The following is a 19252-nucleotide window of genomic DNA, read 5'->3' as shown; positions in this document are numbered from 1 at the left end:
GCCACGCAAATCCGCCATTTTGGCGGGCGCTGGTGACCCCTACGGGAATCGAACCCGTGTTTCAGCCGTGAAAGGGCCGCGTCCTAACCGCTAGACGAAGGGGCCGCCGGGTGGCGTGGAGGGGCCTCTAAGGGAGGGGGCGGAATCGGTCAAGCGCTTTTTTACATGGCTTGTCACATATCCCAGAAAGCGGGCCGGTCAGTCGGCCCAGGCGGCGTCATCGACATGCAGTTCGGCGACGTCGCGGCCCGACCAGTCGTCGACCTTGGCACGGCCCGCGAGCCACAGGCGGCGGGAGCCGCCTGCTGCCAGCAGGGCCTGGCCCAGCGCGGTTTCGGCCTGGCGGAAGGCCATGGCCTTCAGGCTGCGGCCATCGGCACCCGCGACGATCGCGCGGACATGGTTGGTGCCGACCAGATCGGCGCGGATCACGCGGAACGGCCCGGCCGCGATGCGCGGTGCGGGCCAGCCCATGCCGTAAGGACCACCGGCCTCCATCGCGCCGACTAGCGCCGGATTGACGCCACCGGGCGCCAGCACCGCATCGACCAGCAGCGCCCGGCCGGCGCTCGCCCGAATCACCGTCTCGGCCAGACGCGCCTCCAGGAAATCGGCGAGTTCGGGTATGCGATCCGCCGCCACCGTCAGCCCGGCGGCCATGGCATGGCCGCCACCGGCGATCAGCAAACCGTGTTCCTTGGCCGCCAGGATGGCCGCGCCCAGGTCGACACCGGTGATCGAGCGTCCCGAACCCTTGCCGATGCCATGTTCGTCCACCGCAATGACGATGGCCGGCCGGTCGAGCTTTTCCTTCAGACGGCCGGCGACGATGCCGATGACGCCGGGATGCCAGCCCTCGCCCGACACCAGCGCCACCTGTCGCCCGCGATCGACCGTGGTTTCGGCGGTCGCCTGTACGCCCGCCTCGATCGCGCGACGCTCGTCGTTGAAATGGTTCAGTTCCTCGGCGATGGCGCGCGCTTCGGCGGGGTCGTCGGTGGTGAGCAGGCGGACGCCGAGATCGGCACGGCCCACACGGCCACCCGCATTGATCCGCGGGCCCAGCGCGAAGCCCAGGTCGGAGCAGGTCGGCGCACGCGTCAACCGCGCGGCTTCGGTCAGGGCGGCCAGGCCGATATTGCGCCGTTGCGCCATGACCTTCAGCCCCTGCGCGACGAAGGCGCGGTTCAGCCCCTTGAGGGGTGCGACATCGGCCACCGTGCCCAGGGCGACGAGGTCGAGCAGGTCGAGCAGTCGGGGCTCGGCGCGATCGGCGAAGAAGCCGCGCGCGCGCAAGGTGCGGATCAACGCGGCGCCCAGCAGGAAGCAGACGCCGACCGCCGCGAGATGGCCATGGGCGGCGCCCTCGGTCTCGTCGAGCCGGTTGGGGTTCACCACGGCATGCGCGCGCGGTAGCTCGGTCGCGCATTTGTGATGATCGACGACGAGGATTTCGATGCCCGCCGCATGCGCCGCCGCCAGCGGCTCGAACGCCTGCGCGCCGCAATCGACGGTGACGATCAGGTTCGCGCCCTCGCCTTTAAGGCGAAGCAGCGCGGCCTCCGTGGGGCCATAGCCTTCGGTCAGCCGATCGGGGATATAGGCGCGGGGCGTCAGCCCCAGATCGCGCAGCAGGCGGACGAGGAGCGCGGCCGATGTCGCGCCGTCGACGTCATAATCGCCGAAGATCGCCACCGCCTCGCGGGCGACGACGGCATCGGCCAGTCGCGCGGCGGCGCGGTCCATGTCGCGAAAAATCGAGGGGTCGGGCATGAAGCCGCGGATCGAGGGCGCGCGGTGGTCCTCGACCGCGTCGGGCGGACAGCCGCGCGCGAGCAGCAGTTGCGCGACCAGATCGTCATGGCCCAGGCCATCGCGGGCATCGGCCGCGAGCGCGCGCCAGCGCCAGGGTTGGCCGAGGATCGATTGCGAAATGCCGAGAACGTCGGTCATCGGCGATACGGGGGGCAGGGGAACGTCACGCGAACGCCATGCCATGTTCGGCGCCGTCGCGACAAGGTGCCAGCGCGGCGCCGGCCGGGTGCCCGGGTCAGCTCACCCAATTGCCCTCGCGAAACCATTTGGTGATGACGTATTTGACGCCCTCCACCACCGGCATGCCTTCGTGCAGCGTGGCGTCGTTCGGGCTGCCGTCGAGCAGCATGTTGTTCCATGCGAGCAGCAGGCCCCGACGCGGCGCGACGCGGATGCCGGCCTGCGGGAACCAGGTGGCGCCACCCTCCGCCACATCGTTCAGATAGATCATCGCGGTCCAGGTCCGCTGGCCGCCATGGACCTTGACCGTTTCCCAATAGCTTTCGCTTTCGTGGAAATAGTCGTGGTGCGCGCGGAACTGCTGGCCGGGGGCATAACGCTGGCCCTGCATCGTCTCGCCCTGTTCGGGGGCGATGCCGAGCAGCCGGGCGATCGACTCGTCGATCGGCTGAATGTCGGGCGACCAGCGGTTCATGTCGCAGCTTTCCGAGGTGCGAAAGCCATAGTCGGGGCGATCGGACAGCAGCGTCGATGGCCGGCGATTGGAATCGATCATCGCGATCAGCGCGTCGCACTGGGCGGGCGTCAGGAAATCGGGCTGGTAATAGATTTGCGCAGCGTCGGTCGCGACGCGCGTCACCGCCGGATTGGCGTCCAGATGCTGGGGCACGCTCACCCCGAACCGGGCGCGGACGGGGGAGGCGGCGGGGTTGCCCTTGGGCTTCCTCGAAAAGAACGACATGACCCGGATGTGCGACGATGCGCGGCCAAAGACAAGAGGGATGGCAGAGATGGGGGGGGGAGAGGGCGAACCCCCTCCCTGAACTTACCAGAATATGTCGTAGACGATGTCGACCACCAGCCCGCTGCGCGTATCGACCAAGACCGCGTCATTGTAATAGCGGACCCAGCGATAGGGGCCATAGGCCGGCGGCAGGCGATAGGCATAGGGATCGGACAGCCAATAGGTCTGGCCGAAGAACATCGGTTCCAGGATCACGCCACTCGAAAAGCGTTCATAGCCATAGCCGCCGCCCGGGGCATAATAACGCGGCAGGTGATAGGCCCCGCGATTGAGCGAGCGCCAGCCCAGCCAGTCATAGCGGCGATCGCGCCGCCAGCCGCGATCCCACTGGTTCGCCCAGTTGCGACGCTCGGCAAAGCCATAGGCCTGATGGTCCTGGTCGCGCCAATCGCCATAGTTGCGGCGCCAGCGATCGCGATCGTCCCGCCGCCGACGATCCTCGTCGCGCCAGCGCTGATCCGGCGCCTGCCGCCCCCGCCATTGCTGATCGCGCCACTGGCCATCGGCGCGGGGCTGGCCTTGCCATTGGCCCGCACGTCGATCGTCGCGGCGCCATTGCTCGCGCTCGGGGCGGGGCGCGTCGGCACGGGGAGCCTCAGGGCGTGCATCGCCGCGCCCGTTCCATCGGCCCGCGCCTTCCTGGCGCCGGTCGGGGGCCGGCGGCCGGGGCGCCTCGGCATGGTCGGGGCGATAGGCGGGGCGGTTTTCGGGAAAGGCTTCGCGGTCGTTGAAGATCGGGCGCCCTTCGCTGCGCTCCAGCTGGCCGGCGGCGCGCGGGCCGCCGGGGCGACCTTCCGGGCCGCCGCGCGGGCCACGGTCCATCATGATGCCCTGTGCCGCTACGATCCCCGGCAGGACCGCCGCCGATGCCGCGAGCAGGACCGCCATCCAATGCTTCTTCATACCCACTTACCCCATGCGCCGGCGCACATGCCGACCCCGATCATGCGGTGAAGCCTGCCATGCGCGTGTTGAGTGGATGCTGAACCCGACTGTCAGCGAAGTGAAAGGATTTCGTCACGACGCGTCATGTGACAATGCGCCGGGGACGAGCGCGGGCGTCGTGCGGGCGGCGTCGGCGGGGTCGGTGCCGGGCACCGGTGCCGCCGGAATCGTTTCCTCGCCGCGTTGCACGCGCGCGGCCCGCTGGATCGCCTCGACCAGCCGGGGATAGATGCCGCAGCGGCACAGATTGGTGATCTGCGTTCGGATCAGTTCTTCGGATGGATCGGGATGCTTCTGGATCAGGGCGGCGGCGGCCATCACCATGCCGGGGATGCAATAGCCGCACTGGCTGACATTGGCGGCCAGGAAGACTTGCTGGACGGGGTGCGAGCGATCGCGCGACAGCCCCTCGATGGTGGTGACGACGCTGCCCTCGATCCGGCCGATCGGCACTTGGCAGCTGCGCACCGCGCGGCCATCGATATCGACCGTACACGCGCCGCACTCACCGGTGCCGCAGCCATATTTGGTGCCCGTCAGGTTCGACGCATCGCGCAGCGCCCAGAGGAGCGGCGTGTCGGGCGGCAGGCGATAGCGGACGGGCTGGTTATTGACGGTGAAGCTGGTCATCCTGGACGCGGGCTTAGTCGATGCCGGGACGAGCCGCTACCGCCCGAGTATCGGCGCGGCGCGGTCGATCGTAAGGTCGGCGTCGGAAAAACGGATCGGGGTGCGTACGCCCGGCACGGTAGAGCCGTCGGGGCGCTCGGGCTGGATGGCGAGACCGCGTGCGAGCACCTGCGGGTCGGCAAAGGCCTGTTCGACCGTGTTGATCGGCCCCGCCGGAACGCCGGCCGCCTCCAGCGCCGCGAGCAGCTCGTCACGCGGCCAGCGGGCGGTGGCCGCCTCGATCATCGGGGTGAGCGTCGGTCGATGTTCGCAGCGCAAGGCATTGGTCGCATAGCGGGGATCGGCACCGTCGAGGCCGACCACGTGCGCGAAGCGGCGGAACTGCGCGTCATTGCCCACAGCCAGGATGAACCACCCGTCGCTGGCCGGAAAGGCGGCATAAGGCACGATATTGGGATGCGCGTTGCCCAGCCGGCTGGGCGTCGTGCCCGAGGCGAGATAGTTCATCGCCTGGTTCGCCAGCACGCCAGTCATCGTGTCGAGCAGCGCCATGTCGATATGCTGGCCGCGTCCGGTCCGCATCCGCATGTGGAGCGCGGCCTGGATCGCGATCACCGCGTAAAGCCCGGTCATGATGTCGGCGAGCGCGACGCCGATCTTCTGCGGCGCGCCACCGGGTTCGCCGGTCAGGTCCATGATGCCGCTCATCCCCTGGACGATGAAGTCGTATCCGGCGCGCGCGGCATAGGGGCCGTCCTGACCGAAGCCGGTGATCGAGCAATAGACGAGGCGGGGATTGAGCGCCGACAGGCTGTCATAATCGAGCCCGTAGCGGGCAAGGCCGCCCAGCTTGAAATTCTCGATCACCACATCGGCGTCGGCGATCAGCGCGCGGACCTTCGCCTGCCCCTCGCGCGTCGCGAAGTCGGCGACAACCGAGGATTTACCGCGATTGGCGGCGTGGAAATAGGCGGCGTCCTGGCTGCCGTCCGGGTTGGCGATGAAGGGCGGGCCCCAGCGACGCGTGTCGTCGCCGTCCGGGCTTTCGACCTTCACCACCTCCGCGCCGAGATCGGCCAGCACCTGCCCCGCCCACGGACCGGCGAGGATGCGCGCGAGTTCGACGACCTTCAGGCCAGCAAGGGGGGCGGGCTTGGTCATCCATTCCTCCCCAAGCTATGCTTGGGGAGGGGGAGGATTGGAGGCCGGCTCAAAATGCCGCGATCCCCGTGATGGCGCGGCCCAGGATCAGTGCGTGGACGTCGGCGGCGCCTTCATAGGTGTTGACCGTCTCCAGGTTCATCAGGTGGCGCATCACCTGATACTCGCCCGAAATGCCATTGCCGCCATGCATGTCGCGGGAGGCCCGCGCGATGTCAAGCGCCTTGCCGACATTGTTGCGCTTGACGATCGAGATCATCTCGGGCGCGAACCGGCCGTCGTCCATCAGGCGGCCGACGCGCAAGGACGCCTGAAGCCCCAGCGCGATCTCGGTCTCCATATCGGCCAGCTTCTTCTGGAACAGCTGCGTCGCGGCCAGCGGGCGGTCGAACTGCTTGCGGTCGAGGCCATATTGGCGCGCGGCGTGGAAGCAGAACTCCGCCGCACCCAACGCGCCCCAGCTGATGCCGTAGCGCGCACGGTTGAGGCAGCCGAACGGCCCCTTCAGCCCCTCGACATGCGGCAGCAGCGCGTCCTCGCCGACCGCCACCTCGTCCATCATCACCATGCCGGTGATCGAGGCGCGCAGGGACAGCTTGTTCTCGATCTTGGGCGCGGACAGGCCCTTCATGCCCTTTTCCAGCACGAAGCCCCGGATCGCGCCGCCATGCGCCTCCGACTTGGCCCAGATCACGAAGACATCGGCGATCGGCGAATTGGAGATCCAGGTCTTGGCGCCTGACAGGACATAGCCGCCATCGACCTTTTTCGCGGTCGTGCGCATGCCGCCGGGGTCCGAGCCGGCATCGGGTTCGGTCAGGCCGAAACAGCCGATCCATTCGCCGCTGGCCAGCTTCGGCAGATAGCGATGCTTCTGTTCGTCCGAACCATAGGCGTGGATGGGGTACATGACGAGGCTCGACTGCACGCTCATCATCGAGCGGTATCCGCTGTCGATCCGCTCCACCTCACGCGCGATCAGGCCATAGGCGACATAGGACGCGCCGACGCCGCCGAATTCCTCCGGGATGGTCGGGCCGAGCAGGCCGAGCTGGCCCATCTCCCGGAAAATCTCGGGGTCGGTATGTTCGTGCGCGAACGCCTCGACGATGCGCGGGGCCAGCCGGTCGTCGGCATAGGCGCGCGCGGTGTCGCGGATCATCCGCTCGTCGTCGGTCAGCTGATCGTCGAGCAGGAACGGGTCCGCCCAGTCGAACTTGCCCATCAGGGACATGGAAATCTCTCCTTATGTCCGCCGCTTCTCGGCAAGGCGGCGCGCTTTGTCCACCCCCGTCGGGGCCGCCGGTCGCCGTGTCCGGCAAGGCGTGTCGTCGCCGACGACCCCGCCGAACAGGTAGTAGGGGCGATCATCGTCATCGGTCCGCCTGAGCGTAAGGGCGACAAAAAAAGGCCCCTCCCGCCGATGCGGAAGGGGCCCAGGTGACCGACGCATACCCAGGGGGGGATTGGGCGTCAGAGCTTGAAGCTGAGTGTCGCGCGCAGATCGCGCCCGGCGAGCGGGGCGAAGTCCTTCAGCACGCTGGTATGGCGGCGTGCATCGACGTCGAAAATGTTGTTCGCCGACAGGGTCAGGGTCGTCGGGTTGACCGGGCCCCAGGGCTTCAGCTGGATCGAGGCGTTGACCAGGGTGAAGCCGTCGGTGGGCGTCTCCAGACCCATGACGCGGGTCTGCTTGAAGCTGCGCTCCACCTCGACGCGCGCGTTCACGCGGTCCGACTGCGCTTCCAGTCCACCCAGCAGACGCAGCGGCGGGATGCGGGGCGCGGGGCCGTTGTTCAGGATCTGGGCGTTGACATAATCGCCCAGCAGATCGGCATTGATCGCATATCGGCCGATGGTGGCCAGGCGCAGCGATCCCTCCGCCTCGATGCCGTAATAGCGGGCATCGGCCTGCGCATATTGGAAGCAGGGCAGGTCGACATCGCGGCCCGAAGGTGCAGCGGCGTTCACGCAGGCGGCGGCCGGCACGAACGCGTCGTAGATATAGTTGGAGAAGCGGTTGTAATAGGCCGAGGCGTCGAAGCTGTAGCCTTCGCCATGCCCGTGCAGCGTGGCCTCGATGCCCCAGCTGGTTTCCTTGCGGAAGTCGGGATTGCCCAGTTCATAGGCTTCGGTCCCGGCATGCGGGCCGTTAGCGAACAGTTCCTCCGCGGACGGCGCGCGTTCGGTGCGTGACAGGTTCAGGCCCGCGCGCCAGTCGGGGGCAAAGCCATAGCTGGCGCCGATCGAGCCCGAAAAGGCGTCGAAGTCCCGCATGCCCCGGAAGAAGCGGTCGTCGGTGACGGCGGTACGCGCGGTCAGCGAGGTATGCTCGTACCGGGCGCCGGCTTCCATCTTGAACGCGCCGCGATCCAGCTGTTGCAGCGTGAACAGGCCGACCTGCGCGGTGTTGTTGCGCGGCAGGAAGGCTTCGTCGCCCTGCACGTCGAAGTCGCGGTTGAAGAACTGCACGCCCGACGCGCCCTGCCAGCCGTCACGCTTGGCCTGGACCAGTTCGAGGCGGCCCTCGATGCCCTTGTTGTAGAAGGCGGTGCCGACCTCGCCATCTTCTTCCAGCTCGAAATGGCGGTAATCGGCCATGCCGGCGCGCAGGCGGATGCGCTCGAGGAAGCCGCCGCCCGTCTCGATCTCGCCGCGCAGGTCGACGCGGTTCTGGACCAGGCTGAGGCGCGGGGCCTCGGGCTCCTCGCCACCGGGTTCCAGCGTGTAGCGGATCGGCACGCCGTACAGGCTGTCATAATGGCTGTACGAAACGCCGAGCGAACCGTTGTCGGCGATGAACGCGCCGCCGACCCCCGCCGTCCAGGTCTCGCTGGCGGTGTTGGGCAGGCGACCGCGCAGGTTGGCGACGCCAGCGAAGTCGAGCGGATCATTGGGCGCCTGCGTGGCGGCGGCCTGCGCCTCGGCCCGCGCGCGGCGCGACAGGACATAGCCACCGATCTTCAGGTCGTCGGTCTTCAGATACGAGCCATCGGCATGGACGACGAACTGCCTGCCGACCGCGACATCGGCCGCACCCGCCACCGACCGTTCATTGGCGGCCGAGCCATAACCGCCGATGCCCGACACGCGGTACCCGTTTTCGGGAACGGTGCGCGGGATGCGCGAGTCGATCACGTTCACGACGCCGCCCACCGCCGACGACCCGAACAGCAGCGCGGAGGGGCCGCGCAGCACCTCGATCCGCTCGGCGAGCAGCGGGTTGATGACGACGGCATGGTCGACACTGGTGTTCGACACGTCGATCGAGCCGATGCCGTCGGTCAGCACGCGGATACGTTCGCCCTGGAAACCGCGCAGCACGGGGCGCGAGGCGTTGGGGCCGAAGGACGTCGCCGATACGCCCGGCTGGCGGGCCAGCGTCTCGCCGATGGTCGGCCGGATCGAGCGAACGAGTTCGTCGCCGGTCACGATCGAGGTGCCCGACAGCACATCGGCCTCGGACTGAAGCACCGGCGCGGTCACGACGATCTCGCGGCCGCGATTGGTCGGCTGCGGCGCGGTCTGCGCGGCGGCAATGCCGAACGGAAAGACAAGGGCGACGGCGGACAGGCCGGACAGCAGGACGGGCTTCAGCAAGACGGGGCTCCGATGGTTGGCGAAGCCCCGTGCCTAACGTAGTGTTACATCATATCAAGCAAAAAGTGACTCGACCGTCATCCATCCGCCGCATCGCAGCAGATGAGGACGCGGAGCCGGCAACCGGCAGCGTCGCGCTCGACCGCGATATCGGCGACCAGATCGCGGCCCATCGGCAGGTCCGCCTCGGGCAGGTCCGCCAGCCAGCGGGTCAGCGCCGGGCCGGCAGGCGCGACCAGCGACAGCGTCACGACCGAACCGGTAAAGGTCGCCGAGGACCATGGCTCGACCGCCACGAGTTCCAATGCGATATCGCACCCCGCGCGTGCGGCATCGGCGGTCAGCACCCGCGTCAGCCGCCGGTTGCCATCGCCGCAGTGTTGCCGGTGACGGAATATTGGGGCGGAGCGGGGCGCGTGTTCGATGCGGGCCATCGCGGTCATGCCAGATGCTCGGCGATAAAGGCCTCGACCCGGCGGATCATCCCCGGGCCCGGCTCCCGCCCCCGTCGCAGATCGCCGACCAGACGCGGGTCGTTGACCGCCAGCCGCCCGAACTTCGTCTCGGGCATGTGACTGGCCTTCAAATAGCGCTCGATGCGCCCCAGCAATTCCATGGACGTTCTCCCATTGTCCGATTCTCGCCTCTGCGTTCTTGATCTGTTCTATTTTCCAACTTGTCTAGGAAAAATCCTATGCCTATAATCGGCGTATGACGGGACAGGAGGTCAGAAGCGCGTTGCAGGCGCTGGCGGAGCAGGCGGGCGTCAGCCTGGCGGCGCTGTCGCGTATGCTGGGGCGCAACGACGCCTATCTCCAGCAGTTCGTGCAGCGCGGGTCGCCGCGAACATTGGCGGAGGCGGACCGGCGACAACTGGCCGAATTCTTCGGCGTGCCCGAGGTGCGGCTGGGCGCGGCCCATGCGGCGGGGCCGGTGCTGCTCCCCCGGCTTGCGGTCGCCGCGTCGGCGGGGCCGGGGGCGACGGTCGATGACGAGGTGATGATCGGCGTCGAGGCGCTCGACCGGCGGCTTGCGCGGCGGTTGGGGCTGAGTGACGGGACCGCGTCGGTCATCCGGGTGCGCGGCGATTCGATGGCACCGGGATTGATGGAGGGCGATCATCTGGTCGTCGACGAGACCGATCGCCGGCCGGGGAAGCGCGGTGGGCTCTATATCATCCGCATCGGCGAGGCCCTGATGGTCAAGCGCGTCCGTGCCGAGGCGGGGGGCCTGGTCGCGACCAGCGACAATCCCGCCGCGCCCCCGGTGCCCGAAGGCCCCATGACCGTGGTGGGGCGGGTCGTCTGGCAGATGCGGCTGCCCGCCTGAGCCGGGGCCTTATCCTCCCGTCGGGACGACGCGATGGCATCCTATCGGTGGCGCCACCACAGCAACAGTGCGGCGACGACGCCGCACGCCAGTCCGGCAAGGACCGCCACGGTCACTTCGCCGGTCGCCACGCCGGCGATGATGCCCGCGACGATGCCGATGGCGATGAAGATGCCGCCCCCGCTGGCGGGGGAGCGCGACGGGCGGGGCTGGATGGGATCGATCATGTGCTTCGTCCTGCCACGCGTCGCGGGCGGAGGCCAGCCGTCCCGGCGTGGGGCGACGGCACTACCCGACGGGACTGGCAAAGCGGCCCGTCTTGGCTTAGGGACATGGGGATGAAACGGCACGGTCCTGACGAATTTCTGTCCGATATAGGCGCGGACCATGTCGTTCCCTTCGTCAGCGACCGCGATGTCGCCACCGCCGCCGAGATGATCGAGACGTTCGGCGAGTCGGCGGGTGGCGAGGCGGCCGCGCGCGCCGGGCGCAGTCGCGATGTGGGCAACCACATCCACTTCTGTCGCTGGCGCCAGATCGAACGGCTGATCGGCCTGCTCTCCACCGACGTGGCCTTCGGCACGGTGCATTGATCCGCCGGACCCGGACCCGGATCGCGCCGCGCTTCGCGGCGGCTGGCCCGGCAAATCTGTTCAATCGAGCATGGTTGGGGGTGTCGCGGATCGTTTCGCGCGGCTAGGGATCGGCCATGATCGTCCGCGTCGGGCGGCCGCGCGGCGCGGCCGTCATCGTCTTCATGGCAATGGGTTGGGGGAGCACCGGCTGGACGGCGGGCGCTCGGGCCCAGGACGCGTCCGCGCCGGCTCCAGCCTCGACGAGCGCGACCCCGGTCCCCCGGATTCCGGCCGGCGCGCAGGCGCCCGAGGATCCGACTATGCTCGATCCCTCCGCGCCGTTGGCCCCCTTGCCCGAGATCGGCGTGGCCTGGCCGGATCTGGCCAATGCGCCCGCCGACCCCGCCGCGACCATGACCGCCACGGTGGATGCCGCCGCCGAGCGCCGCTATCGCTGGCGGGTCGAGGGGATCGGCGATGCCGGCGCGATGGTGCGCGATCGCTTCGATCAGCTATCGACGCTCCGCGCGCATGACGGCGATCCGGCCAACGCCGCGCAGCTCGACCGACGCGCACGCGAGGACGCGCTGCTCCTCACCAACCTTTTGCGCGGTGCCGGCTATTATGATGCGCAGGTCGCGACCCGGATCGAACCCGGCGATACTCCGGCCGTGGTGTTGCAGGCGGTACCGGGCCCCGTGTTCCGCTTCGCCGATGTCACGCTCGACGGGGTCGTGGCGGCGGGGGCCAAGGCGGACGAGCTGACCAAGGCCTTCGGCCTGAAGCCGGGCGACCCGGTCGACGCCGACCGGATCGTCGCTGGCCAGGCGGCGCTGAAAGCGGCGGCGGGCGAGGCGGGCTTTCCCTTCGCCAAGGTCGGCGATCCGCAGATCGTCGTCGACCGCGCCGCCGGCACCGCGACGATCGACTTGGCGGTGCGGCCGGGGACCGAGCGCCGCTATGGCCGGATCATCGCCACCAACGGCAAGCTGTTCGACGCCGAGCATATCCAGGATATCGCGCGCTTCCGCCCCGGCCAGCCCTATGACGCCGATGGCATGGACGATCTGCGCCGGGCGCTGGTGCAGACCGGGCTGGTATCTTCGGTGGAGGTCAAGCCGGTGCCGGGCGACACGCCCGAGACGGTCAACGTCGCGGTCACGCTGGAGCCCGCGCCGCCCCACACCATCGCCGGGGAACTGGGCTATGGCACCGGCGAAGGCGCGCGCGCCGCGATCAACTGGACCGACCGCAACCTGTTCCCCCCCGAAGGCGGCCTGACCCTGCGCAGCGTGCTGGGTACGCGCGAGCAGTTGGGCGCGGTCGTCTTCCGCCGCAACAATTTCAACGGTCGCGACCGGGTGCTGACCGCGCAATTCTCCGCCGCGCATGTCATCCGCGATGCCTATGACGCCAAGACGCTGTCGCTGTCGGGCAATCTGGAGCGGCAGACGAACATCTTCTTCCAGAAGACCTGGACATGGTCGCTGGGTGCCGAGCTGCTGACCTCGGACGAGCGCGATGTGATCGAATCGACCGGCCAGCCGCGTCGCCGCACCTTCTTCATCGGCGCCTTGCCGACCAGCCTGAATTATGACGGGTCCGACGACCTGCTGAACCCGACGCGTGGCTTCCGGCTGGGCGGGCGGCTCAGCCCCGAATTGTCGCTTCAGGGGACCGCCTTCGGCTATACCCGGACGCAGATCGACGCCAGCCTCTATCGCCCCCTAGGCGACCGGGTCGTGCTGGCGGCGCGGACGCGGCTGGGCACGATCCTGGGCGCGCCGCGCGACCAGATCGCGCCGTCGCGGCGCTTCTATGCCGGCGGCGGCGCATCGGTGCGCGGGTACGGCTTTCAGGCGATCGGGCCGCGCGATGCCAATAACGATCCGATCGGCGGACGCAGCCTGGCGGAGTTCTCGATCGAGGCGCGGGTGCGGGCTTTCGGCAATTTCGGCGTCGTGCCGTTCCTCGACGCGGGCAACATCTCCACCTCGCCGCTGCCGCGCCTGACGGGGCTGCGCTTCGGGACGGGGCTGGGCGTGCGCTATTATTCCAATTTCGGGCCGATCCGCCTCGATGTCGGCACGCCACTCAACCCGCAGCGTGGCGACAGCCGGGTCGCGGTCTATGTCTCGCTGGGCCAGGCGTTTTGAGCGAGGCGGGGGACGACATGGCGGATACGTCGCCGCCGGGGCGCACGCGGCGCGGCCGCTGGTGGCGCTGGCCGGCGATCGCCGTCGCCGCGCTGGTGGCGGTGGTCGCGGCGGCGCTGCTGATCGTCGATACGCCAATCGGGCACCGCTGGGTCGCGGACCGGATCGCCACCATCCGCACCGACAATGGCCTGCGCTTCTCGGTCGGGCGGATCGAGGGTTCGCTCTACGGCGATATGCGGCTGACCGACGTCCGGGTCTATGATCTGGACGGCCTGCTGGTGGAGGTGCCGCGGGCGCGGCTCGACTGGCGGCCATGGCGCTGGGCCAGGGGGACGCTTGACATTCGCCGGGTGGAGGCGCGGGTGGCGACGCTCTATCACGTGCCGCATACCCGGCCGAGCGGGCGGCATGGCCCGATTCTGCCCGATTTCGACATCCGTATCGATCGCCTGCACCTCGACCGGCTGATCCTCGCCCCCGCCGTGCTGGGTCGGCGGCGTGTGGCGCGGGTCGACGGGCGCGCGGATATTCGGGACGGCCGCGCGATGGTCCGGCTGGACGGGATCGTGGCGGGCAGCGACCAGCTTCGCCTGCGGCTCGACGCGCAGCCCGATCGCGACCGGTTCGACCTGGACGTGCAGGCGCGAGGGGCCGCCGATGGCGTGCTGGCCCGCGCGATCGGCGCGCGCGAACCCGTCTTGCTCACCATCGGCGGGGCCGGCCGCTGGGCGCAGTGGAATGGCCGAGCGCGCGGTTGGATCGGCACACGGTCGGCGGTCGACCTGACCCTGTCGGCGCGAGAGGGCCGCTATGCGCTGGCGGGACGGATCGCGCCGTCGCTGCTGCTCAAGGGGCGTTTGCAGCGGTTGAGCGCGCCGAGCGTCACCGTCGCGGGTGAAGCCGATTTCGTCGATCGGCGGTTGAACGGTGCGCTCGCGCTGCGCTCGTCCGCGCTGCGCCTGCGCGCGCGCGGGGCGGTCGATCTGGGCGACAACCGGTTCGAGGGGCTGCGGATCGACGGCACGCTCCTCCGGCCCGAGGCATTGTTCGTCAATATGAGCGGGCGGGCGATCGCCCTGACGCTGCGGCTGGACGGTGCGTTCGACCGTGCCGCGTTCGACTATCGCCTGGCCGCGACCCGCTTCGCCTTTGGTCAGACGGGGTTCGAGCAGGCCCAGGCGATGGGGCGTGGCCGGCTGACCGGCGGCTGGCCGCTGACCCTGCCGGTACGTTTCACCGCCGCGCGGGTGACTGGCGTGGGCGAGGCGGCGGGCGGCATCCTGCGCAGTCTCAGCGCCGCCGGCACGCTGCGCATCACCCCCCAGGCGATCGTCGGCCGCGACCTGACGCTGCGTTCCGACAAGCTGACGGGGCGCCTGGGGCTCACCATCGACCTGCGCAACGGGCGTTACGGCGTGTCGCTGAACGGCGCGCTGCAACGCTATCTGATCCCCGGATTGGGCATCGTCGACGTCCGTTCGACGTTGAGCGCCATGCCGGGTGCCGATGGTCGTGGCACGCGTGTTCTCGGGCGCGGAGAAGCGCAGGTGCGGCGGCTGGACAACGGATTCCTCCGCTCGCTCGCCGGCGGACTGCCCCGGCTGACCACCGATCTGGAACGCGGCCCCGATGGCGTTTTCCATTTTCGCCGCCTGGTCCTGACCGGCCCCAAGATCCGCCTGACCGGAGAGGCGATCCGGCGGACCGATGGCACCTTCCGTTTCGTGGGCGGGGGGCGGCAAGCCAGCTATGGCCCGGTCCAGATGGTGCTGGACGGACGCATCGACCACCCGACGCTCGACCTCGTGCTGGCCGCGCCCAATGCGGCGATGGGGCTGTCCGACGTCCGCGCGCATCTCGACCCGACCGATCAGGGTTTCGCCTTCCGCGCGGCGGGCGGATCGCGGCTGGGTCCGTTCCAGGCGAGCGGCGCGATCCTGCTGCCCAAGGGGCAGGATGCCGTCGTCCAGTTCCAGCCGATCGCGGTCGCGGGTACCCGCGCCACGGGTGCGCTGACGGTGGGCGAGGGGGGCTTTACCGGTCGGCTGGGCGTCGCCGGGGGTGGCCTGTCGGGCGAATTGCTCTTCCGTCCGGTTGGCGACATCCAGCGGATCGAGGCGCATCTGGCCGCGCAGCAGGCGCAGCTGTCGGGCGTCACGGTGCGGCAGGGGCGGATCGACATGGTCGCGTTGCTCGATCCCGCCGGCGCCTCGGTCGAGGGCAGCGCGGCCGCGCAGGGTATGCGGCGCGGGGCCTTCAACATCGCCCGACTGAACGGCACCGCCAAGCTGCGCGGCGGGACCGGCGAGGTGCGCGTCGGCATTGCGGGGTCGCGCGGCCGCGCCTTCTCCATCCAGACGGTCACGCAGGTTACGCCCGGCCGCCTGTCGATGACGGCGCAGGGCACGCTCGACGGCCGCCCCTTGCGCCTGTTGTCGCCCGCCGAGATCACGCGGGGCGACAAGGGCTGGGCGCTCGCGCCAACGCGCCTCGGCTTTGCCGGCGGCGAGGCGAAGATCGCCGGCCGGCTGGACCCCGACAGCATGGAGATCGAGGCGGGGCTGACGCGGATGCCGCTCGCGGTCCTCGACATCGGCTATCCCGGCCTGGGGCTCGGCGGCAGCGCCAGCGGGACGCTGACCATCCGCCAGACCACCGGCGCGCCGACCGGCAAGGTCGACCTGACCATTCGCGGGCTGACCCGTGCGGGCCTCGTCCTCACCTCCCGCCCGATCGACATGGGCGTGGCGGGCGTGCTGTCCGCCGAGCGGCTGGGCGTGCGCGCGGTGATGGCGTCGGGCGGGCGGGTGATCGGGCGGGCACAGGCGTTGATCCAGCCCGCCGGGCCGGGCGACTGGGCCAGCCGGTTGCAAAATGGCAACCTGATCGCACAGCTTCGCTATGCCGGGCCGGCCGATACGCTGTGGCGGCTGACGCGGGTCGAGATGTTCGACCTGTCGGGGCCGGTCGCGATCGGCGCGGACGTCGGCGGGACACTTGCCGCCCCGGTCATTCGCGGCGCCGTGCGGGCGACGGGCGCACGGATCGAGAGCGCGACGACCGGCACGGTCCTGACCGACGTGCAGGCGACGGGGCGTTTCGGCGGGTCGCGCCTGGTCATCGATCGCTTCGCCGCCAAGGCGGGGCGTGACGGGCGGGTCAGCGGCACGGGTCAATTCGAGTTTGCCGCCGCCAATGGCATCGGCCTCGACCTATCCCTTCAGGCGGATCGTGCCGCGATGATCGCCCGCGACGACATCGCCGCGACCGTGTCGGGGCCGCTGGCCATCCATTCCGATGGATCGGGGGGCACCATCTCGGGCGATGTGGTGCTCAACAGCAGCCGCTATCGCCTGGGCCGCGCGACGGCGGCGACGGCGGTGCCGCAGCTGAACATTCGCGAGATCAACATTCCCGGCGGCGGCGAGGAGGATGACGTGCCGGTCAAGCCCTGGACGCTGGCGATCCGTGCGCGGGCGCCGGGCGGGCTGCTCGTCACCGGACTGGGGCTGAACAGCGAATGGTCGGCCGACCTGAAGATCGGCGGCGAGCCCGCCAATCCGGCGATCACCGGCCAGGCGACGCTGATCCGCGGCGACTTCGACTTCGCCGGCCGCGACTTCGACCTGTCGCGCGGTATCATCCGTTTCGGCGGGGAGGTGCCCGCGAACCCCGCGCTCGACATCGCCGCCAACGCCAATGTTCAGGGGTTGAGCGCGACGATCCGCGTCACCGGCACCGCGCTGAAGCCCGAGATCGGCTTTTCCAGTACCCCCGCGCTGCCCAATGACGAACTGCTCTCGCGGCTGCTCTTCGGCACCTCGATCGCCAGCCTGTCCGCGCCCGAGGCGTTGCAGCTGGCCGCCGCCGTCGCCGCGCTGCAGGACGGCGGCAACGGGCTGAACCCGATCAACGCGGTGCGGCGGGCGGCGGGGCTGGACCGGCTGCGCGTGTTGCCCGCCGATGTGCAGCAGGGGCGCGGCACCTCGGTCGCCGCGGGCAAGTACATCACGCGCCGGCTCTATGCCGAGATCATCACCGACGGACAGGGCTACAGCGCGACCCAGGTCGAGTTCCAGGTGACCCGCTGGCTGTCGCTGCTCTCCAGCATCTCCACCCTGGGGCGACAGAGCCTGAACGTGCGGATATCGAGGGACTATTGAGGCGTTGGCGCCAGCCGGACGATCCCGAACAGCATAAGGAGCGACAGCCATGGAAAAGACCGCCTTCATCGAGCGGACCGGCGGGCCCGAGGTCATTCAGTGGCGTGACGCCGACCTGCCGCCGCCGGGGGCGGGGGAGGTGCGGATGCGGCACCATGCGGTCGGCTTGAACTATATCGACACCTATCACCGCAGCGGCCTGTACCCGATCGACCTGCCCGGCGGCCTGGGATCGGAAGCGGCGGGTGTGGTCGAGGCGGTCGGCGAGGGCGTGACGGCGTTCAAGGTCGGCGACCGGGTGGGCGTGTTCGGCCCGGCGCGCGGCGCTTACGCCACCGCGCGCAACGTGTCGGCGGATCTGCTCGTGCCGTTGCCCGACGGCGTTGACGACCGGACGGCGGCGGCGATTCTGCTGAAGGGCACGACCACCGCCTTCCTGATCGAGGATTGCGCGAAGGTCGAGGCCGGCTGGACGGTTCTGGTCCACGCGGCGGCCGGCGGGGTCGGCCATCTGGCGGTCGGCTGGTTGAAGGCGATCGGCGCGACCGTGATCGGTACGGTGGGCAGCAAGGCCAAGGCCGAGCGCGCCCGCGCCGCCGGTGCCGATCACGTCATTCTCAACCGCACCGAGGATGTGGCGGCGCGGGTGCGCGAGATCACCAGCGGCGCGGGCGTGCCGGTGGTGCTGGACGGCGTGGGCAGGGCGACCTGGGACGCCTCGCTGGACAGTACGGCCCGGCGTGGGTTGGTCGTCAGCTTCGGCAACGCCTCGGGCCCGGTCGATGGCGTCAATCTGGGCATATTGGCGGCCAAGGGCTCGCTGTTCGTCACCCGTCCGACCCTGTTCGATTATGCGGTGACCGCGCAGGACAAGAGGCGCCTGGCCGAACGCGTGTTCGCGATGCTCGCCAAGGGCGCGATCGCGCCGGAGATCGGGCAGGAATTCGCCCTGACCGATGCCGCCGAGGCGCACCGCGCGATCGAGGCGGGCGAGACGGTGGGGAGCACGGTCCTCACGCCGTGAGGGTGGAGGCGTGGGCTTCGACTTCGCTCAGCCTGAACGGAAGTTAGGGAGGACCAAACCGCAAACGCCGTTCAGCCTGAGCGAAGTCGAAGGCCAAGGAATACGCCCCGCCCCGAAACCCAGCTAACCTTACCCCGATACCAGCAACCGGAGACCTGAATGATCGCGCTCCTCCCGCTCGCCCTGCTTGCCGTCCAAGCAGCGCCCGCGACGCCACCGGCCACCGCAGCGACCGAGGCGCCCAAGCCCGTCATGGTCCGCGTTGCGATGCAGACCAGCCTCGGCCCCGTCGTGATCGACCTGGACCGTACCCATGCGCCGATCACGACCGCCAACTTCCTGCGCTATGTCGACCAGCATCGGCTCGACGGCGTCACCTTCTACCGTTCGGTCCGCGTCGCGCCCGATTTCGGCTTCGTCCAGTTCGGCATCCAGAACGAACCCAAGCGTATCCTGCCCCCCATCGCGCATGAGCCGACGACGAAGACCGGCATCAAGCACATGGACGGCACCATCTCGATCGCGCGGCTGGCCCCCGGTTCGGCGCGTGGTGACTTCACCATCATGGTCGGCGACCAGCCTTCGCTCGATGCCGATCCGTCGAAGCCGGGCGACAATCTGGGCTATGCCGCCTTCGGCCATGTCGTCGAGGGGATGGACGTGATCCACAAGATCCTCGACCAGCCCGCCGATCCCGCCAAGGGGCCGTTCAAGGGGGAGATGCTGGCCGCGCCGGTGAAGATCCTGTCGGCCAAGCGGGTCTCGGCGCCGCGCTGAGGGAAAGGTCGCGGCGGCATGGGGCCGCCGCGAACCGGCAGCAGAAGTGGAAGTGCAGGGTGGTGATGACCGTGTGGCCTACAACGAAG

At 69.5% G+C, this 19252-nt stretch carries 16 protein-coding genes and 1 tRNA gene; 6 read left to right on the top strand and 11 right to left on the bottom strand.

Going from position 1 to position 19252, the window contains the following annotated elements:
• Window positions 1-30: 30 nt before the first annotated feature.
• The 10 genes from ACQKJZ_RS00085 to ACQKJZ_RS00040 all read right to left on the bottom strand — a co-directional run bounded on the left by ACQKJZ_RS00085 (window position 31) and on the right by ACQKJZ_RS00040 (window position 9752).
• A tRNA-Glu gene (locus ACQKJZ_RS00085) sits at window positions 31-105 on the bottom strand.
• Between the two features lie 93 nt (window positions 106-198).
• Window positions 199-1953, bottom strand: coding sequence for a single-stranded-DNA-specific exonuclease RecJ (gene recJ / locus ACQKJZ_RS00080; RefSeq protein WP_427729576.1), 1755 nt, complete (start codon window positions 1951-1953; stop codon window positions 199-201).
• A 97-nt stretch (window positions 1954-2050) separates the two neighbouring features.
• Entirely contained in the window at window positions 2051-2737 is a 687-nt protein-coding gene (locus ACQKJZ_RS00075; protein ID WP_427729515.1) for a prolyl hydroxylase family protein, read from the bottom strand.
• An 84-nt stretch (window positions 2738-2821) separates the two neighbouring features.
• The gene (locus tag ACQKJZ_RS00070; protein WP_427729514.1) at window positions 2822-3703 is read right to left on the bottom strand and encodes an RcnB family protein; all 882 of its coding nucleotides are present in this window, start codon (window positions 3701-3703) and stop codon (window positions 2822-2824) included.
• Between the two features lie 114 nt (window positions 3704-3817).
• Window positions 3818-4375: a (2Fe-2S)-binding protein gene (locus ACQKJZ_RS00065; protein ID WP_427729513.1), complete on the bottom strand. Its 558-nt coding sequence runs from the start codon at window positions 4373-4375 to the stop codon at window positions 3818-3820.
• 36 nt (window positions 4376-4411) lie between these two features.
• Entirely contained in the window at window positions 4412-5536 is a 1125-nt protein-coding gene (locus ACQKJZ_RS00060; RefSeq protein WP_427729512.1) for a CaiB/BaiF CoA transferase family protein, read from the bottom strand.
• Window positions 5537-5585: 49 nt separating this feature from the next.
• Window positions 5586-6770 (bottom strand): acyl-CoA dehydrogenase, encoded by a 1185-nt coding sequence (locus ACQKJZ_RS00055; protein WP_427729511.1) that lies wholly within the window; start codon window positions 6768-6770, stop codon window positions 5586-5588.
• Between the two features lie 239 nt (window positions 6771-7009).
• The gene (locus ACQKJZ_RS00050) at window positions 7010-9136 is read right to left on the bottom strand and encodes a TonB-dependent receptor (protein WP_427729510.1); all 2127 of its coding nucleotides are present in this window, start codon (window positions 9134-9136) and stop codon (window positions 7010-7012) included.
• A gap of 77 nt (window positions 9137-9213) precedes the next feature.
• Complete coding sequence (locus ACQKJZ_RS00045) at window positions 9214-9579, bottom strand: hypothetical protein (RefSeq protein WP_427729509.1); 366 nt, start codon at window positions 9577-9579, stop codon at window positions 9214-9216.
• Entirely contained in the window at window positions 9576-9752 is a 177-nt protein-coding gene (locus tag ACQKJZ_RS00040; RefSeq protein ID WP_427729508.1) for a hypothetical protein, read from the bottom strand. Before ACQKJZ_RS00040 ends, ACQKJZ_RS00045 begins: the two co-directional genes overlap by 4 nt.
• Before the next feature lie 95 nt (window positions 9753-9847).
• On the opposite strand from ACQKJZ_RS00040, the gene ACQKJZ_RS00035 reads away from it, so the two are divergent.
• Window positions 9848-10465, top strand: a complete 618-nt coding sequence (locus ACQKJZ_RS00035) for a S24 family peptidase (RefSeq protein ID WP_427729507.1) — start codon at window positions 9848-9850, stop codon at window positions 10463-10465.
• Window positions 10466-10506: 41 nt separating this feature from the next.
• Here the strand turns inward: ACQKJZ_RS00035 and ACQKJZ_RS00030 are convergent, their stop codons facing one another.
• The gene (locus ACQKJZ_RS00030; RefSeq protein ID WP_312489740.1) at window positions 10507-10692 is read right to left on the bottom strand and encodes a hypothetical protein; all 186 of its coding nucleotides are present in this window, start codon (window positions 10690-10692) and stop codon (window positions 10507-10509) included.
• A 111-nt stretch (window positions 10693-10803) separates the two neighbouring features.
• Here ACQKJZ_RS00030 and ACQKJZ_RS00025 point away from each other — a divergent pair, with 111 nt between their 5' ends.
• From ACQKJZ_RS00025 to ACQKJZ_RS00005, 5 genes are all read left to right on the top strand, one after another.
• Complete coding sequence (locus ACQKJZ_RS00025; protein WP_312489739.1) at window positions 10804-11058, top strand: hypothetical protein; 255 nt, start codon at window positions 10804-10806, stop codon at window positions 11056-11058.
• A 116-nt stretch (window positions 11059-11174) separates the two neighbouring features.
• Window positions 11175-13196, top strand: coding sequence for a BamA/TamA family outer membrane protein (locus ACQKJZ_RS00020; protein WP_427729506.1), 2022 nt, complete (start codon window positions 11175-11177; stop codon window positions 13194-13196).
• Window positions 13197-13213: 17 nt separating this feature from the next.
• Window positions 13214-17362: a translocation/assembly module TamB domain-containing protein gene (locus tag ACQKJZ_RS00015; protein WP_427729505.1), complete on the top strand. Its 4149-nt coding sequence runs from the start codon at window positions 13214-13216 to the stop codon at window positions 17360-17362.
• Between the two features lie 49 nt (window positions 17363-17411).
• Window positions 17412-18386, top strand: a complete 975-nt coding sequence (locus ACQKJZ_RS00010) for a quinone oxidoreductase family protein (protein WP_427729504.1) — start codon at window positions 17412-17414, stop codon at window positions 18384-18386.
• Window positions 18387-18545: 159 nt separating this feature from the next.
• Complete coding sequence (locus ACQKJZ_RS00005; RefSeq protein ID WP_427729503.1) at window positions 18546-19163, top strand: peptidylprolyl isomerase; 618 nt, start codon at window positions 18546-18548, stop codon at window positions 19161-19163.
• Window positions 19164-19252: the final 89 nt, after the last annotated feature.

This window comes from Sphingomonas sp. NPDC019816, from assembly GCF_050274375.1.
Classification (GTDB): Bacteria; Pseudomonadota; Alphaproteobacteria; order Sphingomonadales; family Sphingomonadaceae; genus Sphingomonas.
Note: the sequence above shows the minus strand (reverse complement) of the source record. Positions and strands in the feature narration are given on the sequence as shown.

Excerpts from the sequence above, each read along its gene's own strand:
- recJ (WP_427729576.1), bottom strand. The coding sequence starts at position 1,953 with ATGACCGACGTTCTCGGCATTTCGCAATCGATCCTCGGCCAACCCTGG.
- ACQKJZ_RS00075 (WP_427729515.1), bottom strand. The coding sequence starts at position 2,737 with ATGTCGTTCTTTTCGAGGAAGCCCAAGGGCAACCCCGCCGCCTCCCCC.
- ACQKJZ_RS00070 (WP_427729514.1), bottom strand. The coding sequence starts at position 3,703 with ATGAAGAAGCATTGGATGGCGGTCCTGCTCGCGGCATCGGCGGCGGTC.
- ACQKJZ_RS00065 (WP_427729513.1), bottom strand. The coding sequence starts at position 4,375 with ATGACCAGCTTCACCGTCAATAACCAGCCCGTCCGCTATCGCCTGCCG.
- ACQKJZ_RS00060 (WP_427729512.1), bottom strand. The coding sequence starts at position 5,536 with ATGACCAAGCCCGCCCCCCTTGCTGGCCTGAAGGTCGTCGAACTCGCG.
- ACQKJZ_RS00055 (WP_427729511.1), bottom strand. The coding sequence starts at position 6,770 with ATGTCCCTGATGGGCAAGTTCGACTGGGCGGACCCGTTCCTGCTCGAC.
- ACQKJZ_RS00045 (WP_427729509.1), bottom strand. The coding sequence starts at position 9,579 with ATGACCGCGATGGCCCGCATCGAACACGCGCCCCGCTCCGCCCCAATA.
- ACQKJZ_RS00040 (WP_427729508.1), bottom strand. The coding sequence starts at position 9,752 with ATGGAATTGCTGGGGCGCATCGAGCGCTATTTGAAGGCCAGTCACATG.
- ACQKJZ_RS00035 (WP_427729507.1), top strand. The coding sequence starts at position 9,848 with ATGACGGGACAGGAGGTCAGAAGCGCGTTGCAGGCGCTGGCGGAGCAG.
- ACQKJZ_RS00030 (WP_312489740.1), bottom strand. The coding sequence starts at position 10,692 with ATGATCGATCCCATCCAGCCCCGCCCGTCGCGCTCCCCCGCCAGCGGG.
- ACQKJZ_RS00025 (WP_312489739.1), top strand. The coding sequence starts at position 10,804 with ATGAAACGGCACGGTCCTGACGAATTTCTGTCCGATATAGGCGCGGAC.
- ACQKJZ_RS00020 (WP_427729506.1), top strand. The coding sequence starts at position 11,175 with ATGATCGTCCGCGTCGGGCGGCCGCGCGGCGCGGCCGTCATCGTCTTC.
- ACQKJZ_RS00015 (WP_427729505.1), top strand. The coding sequence starts at position 13,214 with ATGGCGGATACGTCGCCGCCGGGGCGCACGCGGCGCGGCCGCTGGTGG.
- ACQKJZ_RS00010 (WP_427729504.1), top strand. The coding sequence starts at position 17,412 with ATGGAAAAGACCGCCTTCATCGAGCGGACCGGCGGGCCCGAGGTCATT.
- ACQKJZ_RS00005 (WP_427729503.1), top strand. The coding sequence starts at position 18,546 with ATGATCGCGCTCCTCCCGCTCGCCCTGCTTGCCGTCCAAGCAGCGCCC.